Origin of the sequence: Sorangium sp. So ce302, from assembly GCF_051530145.1 — a bacterium.
GTDB classification, from domain to species: Bacteria; Myxococcota_A; Polyangia; order Polyangiales; family Polyangiaceae; genus Sorangium; species Sorangium cellulosum_B.
This window is the reverse complement of record NZ_CP150326.1, coordinates 3,263,135-3,281,467: the sequence shown is the minus strand read 5'-3', so window position 1 is coordinate 3,281,467 and position 18,333 is coordinate 3,263,135. Positions and strand designations below refer to the sequence as shown.

Genomic DNA, 18,333 nt, shown 5'->3' with positions numbered 1-18,333 from the left:
CGCACGACGGCGTCGCGTGCGGGGAGGTGTCCTTGGGAGAGGCGATCGTCGGAGGGAACGCCGCGGAGCGACCGCTGGTGGGCGTGGGCGTGATGCTGGTGCGCGACGGGCACGTGCTGCTCGCGCGGCGCCGCGGGAGCCACGGCGACGGCAGCTACTCGTGGTGCGGCGGCCACCTCGAGCTCGGCGAGTCGTTCGAGGACTGCGCCGTCCGCGAGGTGCGCGAGGAGAGCGGCCTTGTCGTCAGGAAGCTCTCCTTCCTGTGCCTCAGCAACATCCTCGCCTACGGCAAGCACTATGTGGACATCCAGCTCCTCGCGGAGGAGTTCGACGGCGAGCCCGAGGAGCGCGAGCCCCACAAGATCGCCGGCTGGGGCTGGTACCCGCTCGACGCGCTGCCCACCCCGCTGTTCCGCCCGGTGGAGCTGGCCATCGCGAGCTACCGCAGCGGCCGCCGCTACAATCCCTGATCCCGGCCTCATGCGCGCGCAGGACGGCGCCGCCCCGCGCCGGTGCGTGGTCTCGTCCTGGGGTCCTGGGTGAGCCAGTTGACACCCTTGATCCCACCGCCACTTCTTCCTTTGCGCAGCCAGATAGAATGAGAGGTCGGATAGTCCGCTTCCGACCCGGGAAACTTCTGGGCCCAATCATAGACGACGGGCTCGTACCGGCTGCTGATTGAGCTATCAGGCGACTCGACCGCGCCGATACCTCCATAACCGCTCACCGGCTTCAGCTTCCGGCACACCTCGAGCATCACCTCCGGGAACGACTCCGACGAGCCCGCAAACCAGAGCAACGGGAATGCGATCCGGAAGAATCCGAGCTCGACAAATGGCCGCTTCTCGTTGCCCAGCGCTTCCGCGTAGAAGGCGCTCGCGCACGGCTCCGGCGACACCGCCTGCGGCCTGTTCGCTACGTTGCTACTTCGTCACGGCGCGGCACCACGAAGCAGCGCACCGCTGCGTCGCGGCGCCGCTGCTTCGCTGCGTCAGCGCAGCCACGCGAGCGCGATCACCGCGCCGCACAGGACCGCCAGCGCCAAGACCACCGCGCCGATCCGCGCGCCCGACCAGCGCTTCTCGGCTCCGCCCTCCACCATCGCCGCGCTCATCCATACCCCGGCAACCTCTTGCTCAAGGGCATCCATCGCCCCCGCCTGGGCCTCGATCTGAGCGAGCTCCTTCCGCACGTCCTCGCCCCGCGCTATCCGAAACAGCAGCGAGCCTCGCGCCCGTGCTCTCTTCAGGATCCGGAGCTGCTCCTCTCTCGCCTCCGGCGTGTCCGAGTACCAAACCGGATCGAGCCCCGGAGGCAGCCCCTCCGGCGGCTTCTTCGGCGATGCCATCGCGTCATCCTCCGCACGACGACTGACCTGCGAAGTCCCAGCAGCTCCCTTCACTCCCTGGCGCTCCGGCGTTTTCCGAGGCTCCGCCAGGACCGGCGTTGCCGCCGGCGCCAGGTGTGCCGGCGGTGAAGTCCACCGCCGGCGCTTCGCTTGGCGTCACCGCATACGCAACGCCTACGGCATAGCCGCCCCGGCCGCCACCTCCAGCACCACCTGGACCGCCTGCACCACCCTTTCCGCCGTCGCAGCCGGCTTTGCTGGGCGGCGTCGTCGATGCCGTCCCGCCAGCGGCGCCATTGCCTCCAGCGGCGCCATTTTGCCCCGCTACCCCGGCACCTCCGTTGCCGGCCTTACCCACCGCGATCGTCACCCCGGTCAGCGTCAGGCGGTTGCCCAGGCTCACGATCCCCACGCTCGATCCGCCCGCCTGCCCGCCTCCGCCTCCCTTGCCTCCGCAGCCCCCGGCCCCGCCGCCTCCGCCGCTGGCCCCGACGCCGTCGACGGTGTCTGGTCCGACCTGGCAGAACAGCCCCGCCTTCGCTCCGCCGCCTCAACCTCCGCCTTGACCACGGCCGCCGGTTGAACCGGGAGCGCCGTCGCCGCCGCTCAGGCCCGTCAGCGCAAGCGTCGCACCGTTTCCGCCGGCGCCGGGGGGACCGGCTGCTCCTGGGGCACCATTTTCGCCTTCCCTACAAACCCCCGCCGGATCGACCTGCCCACGCCCGCCGAGCCCATAGCCCTCCGGATTCTCCTCCGGCACCGGTCCGCCATCCTCCCCCACCTGCCCGTTGCCCTCGTCCGTCGCCGTGATCCCGCCCAGCCCGCCGCTCCCGCCGGCCGTCTCGCCGTCCTCGCAGCTCGTCACCGCTCCGGTACCGCCCAGCACCGCGTTGTCCGCAACGCACGCGTCCGACGCGCTCCCGGCCTCCGCGCTCGCTCCCGCCACCGGCGCCTCTTCCGGCGCCGTCCCTCGGGCCCCGTCCTTCCCATCGCCCGCGGTCACCTCCACCTGCACGAGCGCCGCCTCGACGTCCGCCACCACCACCCAGATCGACGACCCGCCCGCCAGCGTCGCGTTCGCCGCGCGCACCGCGAAGCTCCGCACCTTCGCCCCGCTCGCGCCCTCTGATAGCACCCGGGCGCGGGCGTGATCGCGGGGGTGGTGTTCGCGCGCTCGCGGAGGAGGCCCCGGCGGGACGGCCGGCGCTCGCCGCCTCCACGGCTCTCGTGGCCGCGGGCGGCTCGGATCCCGCGGCCACCGCGGCGCTCGCGGGCGGCGGCGGCGCCTGCGCCGGCGCCGAGGCCGCCTGCGCCGGCGCCGGCACCGCCGGCGGGGCGTCCTGGAGCCGGAGGATGACGTCGAGGAGGAGCAGGCTCACCAGCGCCCCCAGAGAGAGCCCGATCGCCGCCGTGCGCAGGGTGACCCACGCCCGCGGCCGCGCTCCAGCCGCGCCAGGCGCGCTCGGCGCCGCCGGCCGCGCTGCGACCGGCCCCGCCGGGGCGGCGGTCCGCCCCGCGCCGGCGCGGGAGCCCTCGGCCGCCGGCCCCGCGCCGGCGCGGAGCGTCCCGGCGCCCGTCGCCGCGCGCGCGAGCGGCACGGTGTTCTCCACCGGGACCCACGCCGCCGCGGCCTGCTCCGGCGGCGGATCCGGCGCTCGCTGCGCGAGCGCGGCCACGCAGCTGGGGTCGCGCAAGCGCTCCGGCAGGCGCTCGGTCATGGTCCACCCGACGCCCGCCTGGCCCGGGTCGGCAGCGCCGCCCGCTGGATGGCCTCCGTCCAGCGGGTCGCGTCCGTCCAGCGGGTCGCGCGGCCCCGCTCCGCCCGGCGGTCCCGACAGAGCGGCCGCCGCCACGGCGGCCCCCTCGACACGCCCCCGAGGTCGCTCCGCCGCTGCGGGCCCCGTGGCCGCGGCGACCTTCTCGTTGCCCCACCGCAGGACCTCGGACATCTCGGGCTCGCCCGGGTGGGTGTCGCGCGCGCTCGGCGCGCCGCGGGTGGCGAGGGACGCGCCCCACAGCGTCTCGGCGAACGCCACCCCGTCCCGGTGCCGATCGCGCGGGACCTTGGCGATCGCCCGCGCGATCACCTCCGAGATCGGCTCCGGCACGCCGATCCGCGACAGCGGCGGCGGGACGTCGTTGAGGTGCCTGGCGAACAGGGCGTCGATCCGGCCGGCGGCGCGGGCATCGCCGAACGGGTGGAATCCGGCGATGGCCTCGTAGGCGATGAGGCCGAGCGCGTACACGTCGGTCGCCGGCGTCGGCACCTCGTCTCGGATCTGCTCGGGCGCCATGAAGAGCGGCGAGCCGTGGGTCTGCGCGTCGAGCGTGTCCGGGGTGCCGCTGAGCCGCGCGAGCCCGAAGTCGAGGAGCTTCACGTCGCGCGGCTCGCGCAGGATGAAGAGGTTCTCCGGCTTGATGTCGCGGTGGACGCCGCCGAACGCGTGCAGGTGGCCGGCGCCGAGCGCCGCGGCGCGCACGGTGGCGCACGCGAGCGGAAGAGAGAGCGCCCCTCGCCGGCGGAGCTCCTCGCGGAGCGTCACGCCGTCGAGCAGCTCCATCCGGTACCAGGCGGTGAGATCGTCGGCGAGGCCGACCTCGTGGACCTGGACCACGTTCGGGTGCCGCATCCGCGCGAGCACCTCTCCTTCCCGTAACAGCCTGCGGCGCTGGCCCGGGTCGTCGAGGAACTCGGATCGCACGATCTTGAGCGCCCACGTCTGCCCCTTGTCCTTGACGGCGTACACCGCCCCCATGCCGCCCTGGCCGAGGAGCCGGTCGACGCGGAAGCGCCGCTGGAACCAGGTGCCCGGCGCGAGGAGCGGGGGACGGCTCCGGCCGGCCACGCCCGAGGGCGCCTCACCCCCGCGCGCCTCGTCATCCTCGTCCCGTGACCTCCGCTTCACCGTCTCCCTCCGCGCCCCGCGCCGGACGCCGCCAGGACCGCCCGGCGCCGCGAGCCGTGCCCTCCCACGGTCCCGCGTCGCTTTCATGCCTGGTTATCCGGAAACGGTTCGCGAGGTGCTCACGCCGCGGAGAGCCCGCGCGAGGCTCCGAGGCAGCGCTCCAGGGCGTTCGGGCATCGGGCACAGGCGCGGCGTGAGCCGCCATGGGTCCCGGGGTGCCTCCGGCGCGCCGATCCCGAGCCCGGGGAGGCAGCTGGCTGCCTCCGGCGCATCGATCCCGGGTGGTGCTGTCATTTGCCCAGAGAGGTTCCACATGAAGGCGGGAAGGCGGGAAGATCATTCAGGTTTTCTTCCCGACTTCCCGCCTTCATGTTCAAATGACAGCACCACCCCATGGCCGATCGCGACGCCGGACTCGGATAGCGGGGCGTATGGGCGGGGTGTGGGCTCGCCGTCCGGGCAAGCATGGCCGGACCCGCCTTGCCTGGTTGGCTGCATTTCCTTTTCTGGAAGGCAGACTCATGACGCCTGCGACGTGAGGCACAAGATCCACACTCATGTCGACGGCGCATGGCATCACGGTCCGTCACGCCTTCGCAGGATCCTGCCGGCACGGGGCGCTGAGCCCGGCTGGTATGGATTCGAGCCCGCGTGATGAGCTCAATCACGTTCTCGGTCCGGCTCGGCGGCCCGGCCGACGATGCCCGAGCCCCGTGGAGCACCGCGCACGCGGCCTCATCGTCCTCGCCGAGCGTGTCGCGCTTCAGGAACCCCCTCCATGCCCCTCGCCTCCCCGTACACGATCACCATGCCTCTCTCCCTGGATGGCAGAGCCGTCGTCTATCGTGCGGTCAGGAGCGCCGATCGCTGCCCGGTAATCCTCAAGGTGCTCGATCCGCGGCGCAGCCGCCCGAAGGACCGCGAGCGGCTGAAGCACGAGTATGAGCTCGGACAGCTGCTCGACGCCCGGGCCGTCATCAAGCCGCTCGCCCTCGAGACGTACCAGGGCATGCCGGCCCTCATCCTGGAGGACTTCGGCGGCCAGTCCCTCGATCACCTGCTCGGGACGCCCATGGGGATCGAGCGCTTCCTCCCCCTCGCGATCCGCATCGCGGCGGCGGTCGCGGACGTTCACCAGCAGGACATCATCCACAAGGACCTGAAACCCGGCAACATCCTCGTCAACCCCGCCTCCGGCGAGGTCAGGATCGCCGACTTCGGGTTCGCGTCCCGCCTCCCCCGCGAGCAGCAGCGCGCGCAGCCCCCCCGGCTCATCGAGGGCTCCTTGCCCTATCTATCGCCGGAGCAGACAGGTCGGACGAGCCGGGCCATCGACAACCGCACCGATCTGTACTCGCTCGGCGTGACGTTCAATCAAATGCTCACCGGCAGGCTCCCCTTCGAGGCGCGCGACCCGGTCGAGTGGGTCCATTGCCACGTGGCCCGCGTCCCCACGTCGCCGTCGGAGCTCGTCCCCGAGGTGCCCGAGACGATCTCGCGCATCACCCTGAAGCTCCTCTCCAAGATGCCCGAGGATCGCTACCAGAGCGCTCGCGGCCTCCAGCGCGACCTGGAGAGGTGCCTCGCAGAGTGGAGCGCGAGCGGGCGGGTGGAGCCGTTTGCGCTGGGCGAGCGAGACACGACAGGCCGGCTCCAGATCCCGCAGAAGCTCTATGGCAGAGAGGCGGAGGTCGCCACCTTGCTGCAGGCCTTCGGCCGCGTGGTCGCCACGGGGACGCCGGAGCTCCTGCTCATCTCCGGATACCCCGGGATCGGCAAGAGCGCGCTCGTCCATGAGCTGCACAAGCCGATCATTCGGGAGCGGGCCTTCTTCCTTTCGGGCAAGTTCGATCAATACAAGCGCGACATCCCCTACGCCACGCTCGTCCAGGCCTTCCAGGAGCTCGCGATCGAGCTCCTTGCCGAGAGCGAGGAGCGGATCGCGGCGTGGAGACGGCAGCTGCTCGACGTCCTCGGGGTCAACGCCCAGCTCATCGTGGAGGTGATCCCGCAGGTCGAGCTGATCGTCGGACGGCAACCGCCCGTCCCCGAGCTGCCGCCGACCGAGGCGCAGAACCGCTTCCGCATGGTGCTCCGGCACTTCATCGGGGTGTTCGCCCAGAAGGAGCACCCCCTCGCGCTCTTTCTCGACGATCTCCAGTGGGTCGATGCGGCCAGCCTCGGGCTGCTCAAGGACCTCTTGGCCCACCCTGAGATGCGCTATCTCCTCATCATCGGCGCCTACCGCGACAACGAGGTGTCCCCCACCCACCCGCTCCTGGTGACGTTGGACGAGGTGCGGAGAGACGGCGCGCGCGTCTCGGACATCGTGCTCGGCCCGATACCGCGCGAGCACCTCGCCGCGTTCGTCGGCGAGGCGCTCCGCTGCCGCTTCGAAGACGGCGCACAGCTCTCCGATCTCGCCTACGAGAAGACGGCCGGCAACCCCTTCTTCGCCATTCAGTTCCTCCTCTCGCTCCATGAAGAGCGCCTGATCGAGTTCGACGAGCGCACGGAAGCCTTTCGGTGGGACGTCGCGAAGATCCGCGAAAAGGGCTACACCGACAACGTGGTCGACCTGATGGTCGGCAAGCTCAGGCGGCTGCCCGCGAAGACCCAGGAAGCGCTGAAGCAGCTCGCCTGTCTGGGAAATACCGCCGAGGTCGCCCTCCTGGCGATGGTTCGCGGCAGTGTGGAGCACGACGTGCACGCGGACCTCTGGGAGGCCGTCCGCGCGGGCCTCGTCATCCGCGTGGACAGCACATACAAGTTCCTCCACGACCGCATCCAGGAAGCGGCCTATTCGCTCATCCCGGAGGAGCTGCGCGCCGAGATGCATCTTCAGCTCGGCCGGCTCCTCTTGTCTCGGTTGCCAGAGCAGGGGATCGCAGAGCGGGCCTTCGACGTCGCAAACCAGCTCAATCACGGCGCCCACCTCCTCACCGACCCGCGCGAGAAGGAGGCGCTCTGCCGGCTCAACTTCCTGGCGGGGACCAAGGCAAAAGCCTCGGTGGCCTACGCGTCGGCTCGCAGCTACCTGGCCCAGGCGACATCCCTGCTGCCACCGGACGCCTGGAGCGCACGGAACGAGGATGCATTCACGCTCCACCTGGAGCTCGCCGAATGCGAGTACCTCGTCGGCCGCTTCCAGCAGGCCGACGAGCTGTTCGACCTGATTCTCCAGAACGCCCGCTCCAGGCCCGACCGATCCAGGGCGTACCGATCGCGCCTGCGGCTCTACCAGATCGCCGGACGGCACCGCGACGCCGTGGCGGTCATGATCCAGGCCCTGCAGCTCTACGGGGTGATGCTCCCGGAGTCCGACGAGGAGATCCGGATGGCCGCGGAGGCCGAGATCCGGCAGGTCTCGATCAACCTGCAGGGGCGCCCCATCGCCGACCTCGTCGATGCGCCTGTAGCCACCGACGAGAGCGCGCGGGCGCTCATCGGCCTGATCGCCGAATCGTTCCCCATCGTATACACCTCGCGACCAGCGCTCTGGGTCCTGCTCACCGCCAAGGGGGTGAGCGTCTCCCTGCAGCGCGGGCACGCCGAAGAGTCCTCCTTCATCTATAGTAACTACGGCATGGTGCTGGTCTCGTTCTACCGCGACATCCCGCGCGCGCTCCAGTTCTCCGAGATGGCGCTCAGGCTGAATGAAAAATTCAAGAGCGCCACGGCAAAACTGAAAGGGAAGCTGCTCTTCCAGAATGCAAGCGTCATCAAGGTCTGGTGCGGGCGCTTCGCGGCGAGCCTCCCGCTCATGGAGCAGGCCTTCCTCGCTTGCCTCGACATCGGAGATCTCGTCTTTGCCGGCTACTTGACCTACAACATGACATGGCTCGTTCTGGAGAGCGGAGAGCCGCTCGTTCATGTCATCGATGTCGCGCGGAAGCACATCGCGTTCGCCCGGCAGACCCACAATGACGTGGTGTACCATGTCCTCCGGCTCGAAGAGCAGTTTGCAGCGAGCCTGAGGGGAGCGACGCAGGCGCCCACGAGCTTCAGCGACGACACCTTCGACGAGGAGAGCTGTATCGCGGCCCTCAAGAAGGCGGGCTTCGGCCTTGGAGTTACATACTACCACGTCATGAAGCAGATCGCGACATTCACCCATGAACGCTATGCCGAAGCGCTGGAGTCCGCGACCAGCGCCACGTCGATGCTGCACCAGGTGGCATCCATGGCGATCGAGGCGATGCATCACTTCTACCACGCGCTCACGCTGACGGCGCTCTATGCGCAGGCCCCTGCCGAGCAGCAGCGGCAGTTCGCGCAGACGCTCGTGAAGCAATTGCAGAAGCTGGAGCTCTGGGCCGACAACTGCCCCGAGAACTTCCGGACCCGCTACGCCCTGGTATCAGCCGAGGTCGCCCGCATTGAGGGCCGGGACCTCGACGCCATGCGCTTCTATGAAGAGGCCGTCCACTCGGCGCGCGACAGCGGCTTCGTCCACGTTGAAGCGCTCGCCTACGAGCTCGCATCTCGGTTTTACCGGGCGCGAGGGTTCGCGCGCTTCGCCGACACCTACTTGCGCGAGGCCCGCTCCTGCTATGTCCGCTGGGGCGCCGACGGCAAAGTCCAGAGCCTCGACCGATGCTACCCCGAGCTCGTCGAGCGACCATCGGCCGCGCTCACCGCCACGTTCGTGGCCGCGCCCGAGCAGCTCGACCTGTTCTCGGTCGTCAAAGCCTTGCAGAGCATCTCGTCCGAGATCCTCTTGCCGAAGCTCAGCGAGACGCTGCTGCAGATCGTGCTCCAGCAGGCGGGCGGGCAGAGAGGGGCGCTGATCCTCGTCCGCGACGGCGAGCTCGCCGTCTACGCCGAGGCCACGACCGACGGGACGGAGATCCGCGTCGCGAGCCACAGGGGCGTCCCGGCGTCGGCGGCGGCGTTCCCGATGTCGATCCTCCACTACGTCGCGCGGACGCGTGAGCCCGTCATCCTGGACGAGGCCGCCGTGGCGACGCGGTTCGCTTCGGACGAGCACCTCACCCGGAGACGGCCGCACTCGCTGCTGTGCCTCCCCATCGTACGGCAGGCGCGCCTGAGCGGCCTTGTCTACCTGGAGAACAACGTCGCGACGGGGGCGTTCACGGCCGGCACGATCCGGGTGCTCGAGCTGCTCGGCGCGCAGACGGCCATCTCGCTCGACAATGCCATGCTCTACGCCGACCTCGAACGGAGCCAGATGGAGATCAAAGCGGTGCTCGACAACATGGTCGACAGCGTCTTCGTCGTCGACCGGAACGGGCGCGTCACCCTGGCCAACCATGCGGCGGCGCGCCTCGCAGGGCTCGCGAGCCCGGACGAGGCGCGCGGGCCCATCGCGGACCTGGTGCGGCGGCTCCGCTTCGACCGCCCGAACGGGACGCCCTACGAAGCGGAGCAAACGCCGCTCGTGCGCGCGCTCGGCGGCGAGACGGTGGCCCTGGATGAGGGGACGATCTCGCTCCCCGGCGCGGAGCGGACCCGCTACGTGCACACGAGCGCGTCGCCCATGCGCGATGCGGGGGGGCAGGTGGTGGGCGCGGTGGCGGTCGTGCGGGACGTCACCGAGCTCGTGGAGCTCGACCGGCTCAAGGACCAGTTTCTCCGCGTGGCCGCGCACGAGCTCAAGACGCCCGTGACGGTGATCATGGGCTATGCCGAGATGCTCTTGCGCACGGCGACGGAGCTGCCGCCGGGTCAGCGCCGGATCCTGGACGGGCTGCTGCGGGGCGCCGACCGGATCGAGCGGATCGTGGCCGATCTGCTGTTCCTTTCGCAAGTCCAGCTCGGCCGGCTGGATCTGGTGCTCGAGCGCGTGGATCTCGGGGAGCTGGTCGAACGCATGGCGGCGCGCCTGGAGCAGGGGGCGCGGTCGCGCCGCATCCGGGTCACGTGCGCCGAGCCCGTGGTGCTCCAAGGGGACCGCGAGCTCTTGGAGCGGGTCGTGGCGCACCTGCTCGACAACGCGCTGCGGTACTCACCGGACGGCGGCGAGGTGGAGCTCTACGTGCGGATGGCGGACGCGCTCGACGCCCTGGTGTCCGTGCGCGATCAGGGGGTGGGGATCCCCGTGGAGAAGCGGGCGCGGATCTTCGAGCGCTTCCATCGCGCCCACACCGATACGCCCCACGATTACGGAGGGATGGGGACGGGGCTGTACCTGTCGCGCGCGATCGTGGTGCGCCACGGAGGCGAGATGTGGTTCGAGAGTGAGGAAGGCCGTGGCAGCACGTTCCACGTCCGCCTGCCCCTTACATGCGAAGGTGCGACCGCACCATCCTGACCAGCTGGTCGCAGTGAAAGGGCTTCGCGATCCACCCTGCCGCGCCGATCTCCTGGGCTCGAAGGGCGGCGTGCTCGGCCGCGGTCAGGACCATGATGGGCACCGACCGGCCGTATCGGTTCTGAAACTCCCGCGCGAAGGTCCGGCCGTCCATGACCGGCATCTTCATGTCGAGCAGGATGAGGTCGGGCATGTGTTCACCTATCCTCTCCAGAGCCTCTTGTCCGTGCCGCGCTGTCTGCACATGGAATCCCTCCACCGAGAGCGTCATTGCCACGAGCTCGCGCAGGTCGTCGTCATCTTCCGCAACGAGAATATTCATCGTCACCTCGATCTCCATGGCCCCCAGAGTGACCGATAAGGCTCAGGCCACCTTTCCGTTCACGCAGCGCGGGAGCCCGATGACCCCGTCGAGCTCTCTTCAATATCGATCCGTCAGCCGTTAGCCATCAACGCTCATTTCCTATACTGTACTGTACAGCCGTTCCTCGCTCCTGGCGCGCCGGCACAGACGGACTCGACCGAGAGCATCCTCATGGCCATTCGAGTATAGCCATTCCGATTCACGTCGGCCTTCAGAAAACCCCTCATCGCCGGATGGTTACTCCGTCGGCAACCGCCTTTCCGCCGACAGGCAGGTCCGACGGCAGGCATGCGGCCTGGCTCTGCCTGCAAGCCCACGACCGAGGTGATCGTGACGACCCTGCCGCCCTGCTGGCTCGCCCGTCGCTATGCTCGGCAGGGAAAAGGCGAAGCTCGCCATGGATGGATTGACGAGAGGGATCGCCGCTGGACGGCTGAAACAATCGAGGCCGGCGACACGCGTCAGGGCCATCGCTTCTTCGGCGTGCCCCGAGCAGCGTGAGCCAGCCGCCCGCCCGCCCCCCCCCGCGCGGCGCCGCACCTCGCCGCGGGCCGGCCGGCGAGCGCGGCGCAAAGCCACGCTCGCCGCGCAGCGTGGCATCCTGCCACAGCTGCGACATCCCGCCCGACCGTGACGCGCCCGCGAGACGCCGTCAGACCGCCGCGTGCACCGCGCTTCGCAGCTGGAGCGCGTGTCGCTCTCCGTTGATAGGCATGCGCAGGACACGTATCATGCGCACCATGGCAGACGCGGCGGACGGCTCGCCCGGCTTCAGCTCTGGAAGCGCGAACGGCGGCGATCCCCCCGCGCCGCTCGCGCCCGACGTCGCGGATACGCTGCAGGGCGTCGACACCGTGGTGCGCGACCGTCCCCCCACGCGGGCGGAGCCGCCGGCCGAGCGGAACGGCGACGGCTCCACGCTGAGCGACGAGGACCTCTGGCAGGCCGCGGCGCGCTCGAGCCTGCACGAGGGAGGCAGCTCGGTTCAGGTGCCGCCCGAGGGCACGTTGCTCGGAGGGGTCTACCGCATCGTCGGTCGCCTCGGAGAGGGGGCGATGGGCGTCATCCTCCTGGCGCGCGACGAGCAGCTCCAGCGGGACGTCGCCATCAAGCTGCTCCGGCCGGAGCAGCTCGACAACGCGCAGATGCAGGCCCGCCTGCTGGCGGAGGCGCGGGCGATGGCGCGCGTCCACCACCCGAACGTCGTCGAGATCTATGCGTTCGGCGAGTACGAAAACGCGCCGTATTTCGTCATGCAGTACGTGCCTGGGGTCACGCTCGACACGCATGTCCACAGCAAGGGGGGCCGGCTCGGCCTCGACGAGGCGCTGAGCGTCCTCGACCAGGCCTGCCTCGGCGTCGCGGCGATCCACGCCTCGGGCATCGCCCACCGCGACGTGAAGCCGAGCAACATCCTCGTCGGCCAGGCCCTCCGCGTCGTGGTGGCCGATCTCGGGCTCGCGAAGCGGATCCCCCGCGGCGATCGGGTCGAGCTCGCCTTCTCCGGCACCCCGGCGTACCTGGCGCCGGAGGTGGCGCTGGGCCGGCAGCTCGATCCCGCGCTGCTGCCGCGCATCGACGTCTACGCCCTCGGGGTGGTCGCGTACTACCTGCTCGCCGGCCGCCTGCCGTTCCAGAGCACGAGCACGGTGGATCTGGTCATGCAGCACGCGTATCAGCCCCCGATCCCGCCGAGCGAGATCTGCCCTGATCTGCCGCCGTCGTTCGACGCGCCGGTGCTCGCGGCGCTGGCCAAGGAGCCCGACCAGCGCACGGCGAGCGCGGAGGCGCTGCGCGAGGCGCTGCTCGACGCGCGCGGCGCCCTGCCGGCGTACGCGCGCACGACGCGCGTCGTGGTCGCCGACGACAGCCCGTCGTTCCGCAGCTTCCTCGCCAGCGTCCTCGCGGAGGCGCTGCCCGGCGCGGCCATCGAGACAGCGCCCGACGGCGCCGCGGCGCTTTTGGCCATCGAGGCGAACCGCCCGTCGCTCGGCGTGTTCGACCTCGACATGCCCGGGCTGGACGGCATCGCGCTCACGGCGGCGGTGCGCAGGCTCCCACAAGGGGATTTCCCGATCATCGTGGCGACCGGGACCGGGGGCGCGGCCGACTGGCAGTGCCTGTCGCGCCTCGGCGCGTCGGCGTTCCTCGTCAAGCCGTTCGACGCGGGGCAGCTCATCACCCTGGCGCGCGCGCTCGTGGGCGTCGCCGAAGAGCAGAAGCGCCGGCCATGAGGGGCGGGGCGAAGACCCTGGCCTCCGCCGCGGCGGGGGTGGAGCACGCGGCGTGGCGCGAAGCTTGCCGGCGGGAGAGCGCCGATGTCCGGCGTGGTCGAGGCTCCCGATGAACGACAGCGCGATGAAGGTCCTTCTTGTGGATGACGACGAGGTCGACCACCTCGTCACACGGCGGCTCCTCCGCGACGTTCCCCGCACCCGGTACGACGTGACGTGGCTGAGCAGCTCGGACGAGGCGATCCAGGCGCTGCGCGCCGGCGGCTACGACGTGTGCCTCCTCGACTTCCGGCTCGACGCCCGGACGGGCCTCGACGTCGTGCGTGAGGCCAACCACCTCGGCTGCGCGATCCCCATCATCATGCTGACGGGGGTCGGCGACGAGGAGATCGACATGGCCGCGATGAGCGCGGGCGTCGCGGATTACCTGGTGAAGGGGAGGTTCGACGCGCAAAACCTCGAGCGCACGATCCGCTATGCGATCGAGCACAAGAGGTGCCAGCTCAAGCTCAAGCAGTACGCCGACACGCTGGAGGAGAGCAACCGGCAGCTCGTCCAGATGCACGAGGAGCTCGCGGCGAAGAACGCGGAGCTGGTCCGGCTGAACGAGGAGAAGAACCGCTTCGTCGGCATGGCGGCCCACGACCTCAGGAACCCGCTCGGCGTCATCCTCGGCTACAGCGATTTCATGCTGATGAGCCACCGGCGCGGGGAGCCGACGTCGCTGCTCAAGGAGGGCGGCGTCGAGATCGTCAACATGATCAGGAGCTCGAGCAAATTCATGCTCTCGCTCATCAACGATCTGCTCGACGTGTCGATGATCGAGCTCGGCAAGCTGAGCCTCGACAGGAAGAGCACGGATCTCGTCCAGCTCGTCGAGTCGAACGTCGCGCTCAACATGGTGCTGGCGGGGCAGAAGAACATGAAGCTCGTCGTCGAGAGCGACGAGGGCGTCCCGCGGGTCGAGGTCGACGTCCACAAGCTGGAGCAGGTGCTCAACAACCTCATCAGCAACGCCATCCACTACGCGCCTCCGGGCACGACCATCCGCGTCCGGGTCCACGGCGGCCGGGGGGAGGACGCCGGCGGGGGGGCCGAGGTGCTCCTGTCGGTGAAGGACGAGGGGCCCGGGATCGCGGCGGAGGACCTCGGGAAGCTCTTCCGGCCGTTCGGGCGGGCGAGGACGGTCAGCACCGGGGGGGAGCGCTCGACGGGCCTCGGGCTGGCGATCGCGCAGCGGGTCGTCGAGGGCCATGGCGGGCGGATCTGGGTGGAGAGCGTGGTCTCGAAGGGGTCGACGTTCTTCGTGGCGCTGCCGGTGGCGCGGGCGGAGGAGAAGGAAGAGGCCGCGTGACGGGGGCGCGACGAGCGCGGGCCCCGCGCCGCTCGACGTCACGATAGAAGGCGTCGAGCGCCCCGCAGACCGGCAAGAGCCGACGGCAACCAGCGCTGTCCGAACCGTCGTGTGGGAAGACGCCGCCAACTGTGAGCTTTCGGCGCTCCGCTCCACCAAGAACCCATCCTGCGCCACGCAGAGCAATCCGCTCTGCCGCCGTTCCGTAACAGCATTCCACATTGAGGAGCCACTCCAGAAGGTGGATACTCCGCTGGATGCAAGCTCACGGTCCGCGGTAGCGCGAAGCCGCGAAGACCGGCTCGATCGCGGGCTGCGCCGTGCCGGACGCGCCCTCGACCGCTCGCCGGAGACTCGCCGCACCGCCGCCCTCGGGCCGCGACGTTCCGACCACGTTGAACCGTGTAGGACACATCGATGTGCGCAGTCTCCGCACCTCATGCGAGGTGCCAGGGAGGAGTAGCTGTGGCGAAGAGAAGAGCGTTATTCAGAGGCGTGCTGTCAGCGCAAGCCAGCGTGATGGCCGCGCTGCTCTTGCTGCTCGGACAGGGATGCGGGAGCGACGACAACAAGCCCGAGCCCCAGGAGCAGACCCCACCCGAAGAAGAGAACGAGAACCCTCCGCCCGAGGAGGAGGAGCCGGATCCTCCCAAGGAAGAGCCCGAGGAGCCCGAGGAGCCCGAGGAGCCCGAGACCCCGGAGGGGCCCACCGACTTCGTGTCGGCCGATGATCCGTTCACCGAGGGGTACCTCGGCGAGGAGGAAGAAGAAGAGGAAGAGGAGGAGGAAGAAGAGGAAGAGAGCCGCGAGCTCGAGGAAGGCGACATCTACCGCGTCCTCGGCGGCGGGCAGATCCTCAACCTCAACACCTTCCGCGGCCTGCAGGTCATCGACATCCAGGACCCGTCGGACCCGAAGTTCCTCGGCCAGATGCAGATCGCCGGCACCCCGGTCGAGATGTACGTCGTCGGCGACCGCGCGGTCGTGCTCCTGAACGACTGGGCCGGCTACCAGCTCAAGGCCGACGGCCTCACCGTGGAGCGGCGGACCGGCGGGACCGTGCTGTTCATCGACATCGCCGACCGCGCCGCGCCGAAGCTCTTGTCGCAATATCCGGTCACGGGCGCCATCATGACGAGCCGCCTCGCGCGCGGCGAGAGCGCGAGCTCGCTCTACATCGCCTCGAACGGCTCGGAGCTCGAGGAGATCAACCCCGGGCAGTTCCAGTGGGTCAACAAGACCCTCGTCCGGAGCTTCGACGTCGGCGCCGACGCGCTCGCCCCGCGCAGCGAGATCGAGCTCGGCGACACCGTGACCGCCATCCACGCGGAGGCGGACGTGCTCCTCGTGGCGCGCAACGGCGGCAGCTGGTCGCAGGATCCCAGCGAGATCTCGATCATCGACATCTCGAACCGCGACGGGTCGATGGTGCTGCGCGACAGCGTGAGCACGGCCAGCTACGTGCGCTCCCAGTTCCACATGGACTTCCGCGACAACATGCTTCGGGTCTTCTCCGGTCCGCAGTGGGCCGACGGGACGCCCAGCTACCTCGAGACGTGGAACGCGGCCGATCCCGACGACATCGTGCCGATCGACAGCGAGGAGTTCGGCGCCGAACAGTCGCTCTACGGCGCCATCTTCCTGGACGACAGGGCGTTCGCGGTCACCTACCGGCGCCAGGATCCCTTCCACGCCTTCTCCATCGATCCGAGCGGGAACGTCACCGAGGAGAGCGAGTTCATCGTGTCCGGGTGGAACAACTTCTTCCGCCCGGTCCTCGGCGCGACCCGCCTGATCGGGATCGGCGTGAACGACCAGAACGGCCGGCAGCTCGCGGCCAGCCTCTACGACATCACCGATCTGACGAGCCAGGATCCCCTGGTGGCGCGCGCCGAGATCGACGGCGGCGCCCAGGGCTGGAGCTGGTCCGAGGCCGACTGGGATCACCGCGCGTTCACCGTGCTCGACGACGCGGTGGACGCCGTGGCGGCGACCGGAGAGCCCGAGACGGGCCTCGTGCTGCTCCCGTTCTCCGCGAGCAGGATCGTGGACAACACCCGGCGGCCGTTCTCCGGCGTGCAGATCTTCACCTTCTCGGACACCACGCTGACCCGCCGCGGCGTGATGGAGCACGGGACCCCCGCGCGCCGCACGTTCCGCGCCGAGGACATCGCCACCGCGAACGTCTCCGATGAGGAGCTCACCCTCTACGCGCAGGACAAGCTCGACACGCCCGAGAAGCTCGGACACCTCGATCTCGCCCCGGATTACGTGAAGGTCTTCGCGTTCGGCGAGCACCGCGTCCGCGTGAAGATGCCTTACGATCTCTACTGGACCCCCGCCGAGAACCGGAAGGTCAAGGCGGAGGTCGTGCCGAGCGCCGGGCTCACCCAGCTCGCGCAGCCGATCGCCACCTTCGATCTGCCGGCCGACGCAGAGCTCCATCAGGTGGGCGATCTGCTCGTGTCGCTGACCACCACCTTCGAGAACTGGGTGGGCAAGGTGACCCACCTCGAGGTGATCGACCTGTCCGACCCGACCGCGCCGCGGCGGGCGGGCACGCTCGACACGAGCGATCTCCCCGCCACGGGCGGCTACTACGGCGGGGGGAGCTCGTTCTCGACCGTGCACCCCGCGCGCGATGCCCTCGCCTTCCTGCGCGTCATCGGCCACTCCGAGGACCTCGGGGTCGGCTGGGCGTGCCGGACCAACTCGGTCGAGAATCCGGGCTGCTTCGGGCAGGAAGGCTGCACGTACATGGCCGGAGAGCGGACGTGCCGCAACATCGGCGGCGAGGAGTACTGCAACGGCGGGTTCGCCGAGTGCACGGACCACCCCGGCGCGGACACGAGCTGCACGCCGGTCGAGGTCGACCGGAACGACATCGTGGGGATCACGTCGACGTATTGTTATGAGTACGTCCCGCGCCGCAGCTGGGCACAGATCGAGATCCACGTGGTCGACCTCTCCGACCCGGACCACCCGACCGTGGCGCCGGCCGTCGCGCTGCCGGACGACAACGAGACCGTGAACGTCCTCAACGACGACGGGGAGCTCTACTTCAACATCAAGCGCTCGATCAGCGGCCGCGCGCCGGACGATCCGCGCCCGCGCACGCAGTACTTCCTCACGCACCTCGACCTGACCAACCCGTCGCAGCCGGCGCTCGATCCGGGGATCAACGTGCCCGGCGAGGTGCTCGCGATCCAGGGCGCGTCGATCTACGCGAGCGACAGGGTGTGGGGCCAGCAGTTCATCGAGACGGCGATCGCGCGGCTCGAGGTGCACGAGGGGCTCGCGTACCTGCAGGAGTACCAGAAGTTCCCGGACCGCCAGGTCAACGCGATCTCCATCGATGGCCGCGGGCTGCCCGTCCTGTCCCACAGCCTGATCTGGCGTCCGAGCAGCGGGTGGTACGCTGGCTGGGATCCCAACCAGAAGCTGACCACGCTCTCGCCGGCGGGTGAGGCGCCGCCGCCCGAGCCGGAGAACGAGGACGAGGACCCCCCGATCCCCGAGTTCGACGTGCTCTCCACCGTCCGACTCGCCTCGTGGGCGTCGCTGCGCCACACGGCCGACATGCGGGCGCTCTTCGAGGTGCCCGGCGGCGCCCTGGCGATCTCCCTCGAGGAGCCCGAGGCGCCGAAGGCACAGGCGTTCTTCCCGCTCTGGGGCTGGCCCGAGAGGTTCGTGACCAGCGGCGAGGAGGTCCTGTTCGCCGCCGGCCGCTTCGGGATTCACCAGCTCGATCGCGAGACCGTCAACCTCGTCCCCTACCTGGGCGAGTAGCCGGGCCGCTGGGCAAGCCGGCCGGGGCCGAGCGCACCGGGCCGGCTTGCCGCAATGGCACGCG

General features: G+C 69.9%; 9 protein-coding genes. 5 read left to right on the top strand and 4 right to left on the bottom strand.

All coding sequences use genetic code 11. The features are described from left to right. The first annotated feature begins 32 nt into the window (after nucleotides 1-32). A complete protein-coding gene (locus tag WME73_RS12815; protein WP_437745755.1) occupies nucleotides 33-470 on the top strand; it encodes a nucleotide triphosphate diphosphatase NUDT15 in 438 nt (145 codons plus the stop codon). Nucleotides 471-478: 8 nt separating this feature from the next. On the opposite strand, the gene WME73_RS12810 is transcribed toward WME73_RS12815, so the two are convergent. From WME73_RS12810 to WME73_RS12800, 3 genes are all read right to left on the bottom strand, one after another. Next, nucleotides 479-898, bottom strand: a complete 420-nt coding sequence (locus WME73_RS12810) for a type VI immunity family protein (RefSeq protein WP_437745754.1) — start codon at nucleotides 896-898, stop codon at nucleotides 479-481. A 93-nt stretch (nucleotides 899-991) separates the two neighbouring features. Next, nucleotides 992-1,348 (bottom strand): hypothetical protein, encoded by a 357-nt coding sequence (locus WME73_RS12805; RefSeq protein ID WP_437745753.1) that lies wholly within the window; start codon nucleotides 1,346-1,348, stop codon nucleotides 992-994. 689 nt (nucleotides 1,349-2,037) lie between these two features. Continuing rightward, complete coding sequence (locus WME73_RS12800; protein WP_437915883.1) at nucleotides 2,038-4,254, bottom strand: serine/threonine-protein kinase; 2,217 nt, start codon at nucleotides 4,252-4,254, stop codon at nucleotides 2,038-2,040. An 808-nt stretch (nucleotides 4,255-5,062) separates the two neighbouring features. Here WME73_RS12800 and WME73_RS12795 point away from each other — a divergent pair. Further along, nucleotides 5,063-10,528 carry an AAA family ATPase gene (locus WME73_RS12795; RefSeq protein ID WP_437915882.1) on the top strand — a complete coding sequence of 1,822 codons (5,466 nt, stop codon included), beginning with the start codon at nucleotides 5,063-5,065 and terminating at the stop codon, nucleotides 10,526-10,528. Here the strand turns inward: WME73_RS12795 and WME73_RS12790 are convergent. Further along, the gene (locus WME73_RS12790; protein WP_437745748.1) at nucleotides 10,497-10,868 is read right to left on the bottom strand and encodes a response regulator; all 372 of its coding nucleotides are present in this window, start codon (nucleotides 10,866-10,868) and stop codon (nucleotides 10,497-10,499) included. The two genes, WME73_RS12795 and WME73_RS12790, sit on opposite strands and share 32 nt — an antisense overlap. A gap of 755 nt (nucleotides 10,869-11,623) precedes the next feature. Between WME73_RS12790 and WME73_RS12785 the strand changes: the two genes are divergently transcribed. The 3 genes from WME73_RS12785 to WME73_RS12775 all read left to right on the top strand — a co-directional run bounded on the left by WME73_RS12785 (nucleotide 11,624) and on the right by WME73_RS12775 (nucleotide 18,269). Beyond that, a complete protein-coding gene (locus WME73_RS12785; RefSeq protein WP_437915881.1) occupies nucleotides 11,624-13,126 on the top strand; it encodes a protein kinase domain-containing protein in 1,503 nt (500 codons plus the stop codon). Between the two features lie 109 nt (nucleotides 13,127-13,235). Continuing rightward, nucleotides 13,236-14,480: an ATP-binding protein gene (locus tag WME73_RS12780; RefSeq protein WP_437745746.1), complete on the top strand. Its 1,245-nt coding sequence runs from the start codon at nucleotides 13,236-13,238 to the stop codon at nucleotides 14,478-14,480. A gap of 465 nt (nucleotides 14,481-14,945) precedes the next feature. Continuing rightward, nucleotides 14,946-18,269, top strand: a complete 3,324-nt coding sequence (locus tag WME73_RS12775; protein WP_437915880.1) for a beta-propeller domain-containing protein — start codon at nucleotides 14,946-14,948, stop codon at nucleotides 18,267-18,269. Nucleotides 18,270-18,333 lie beyond the last annotated feature (64 nt).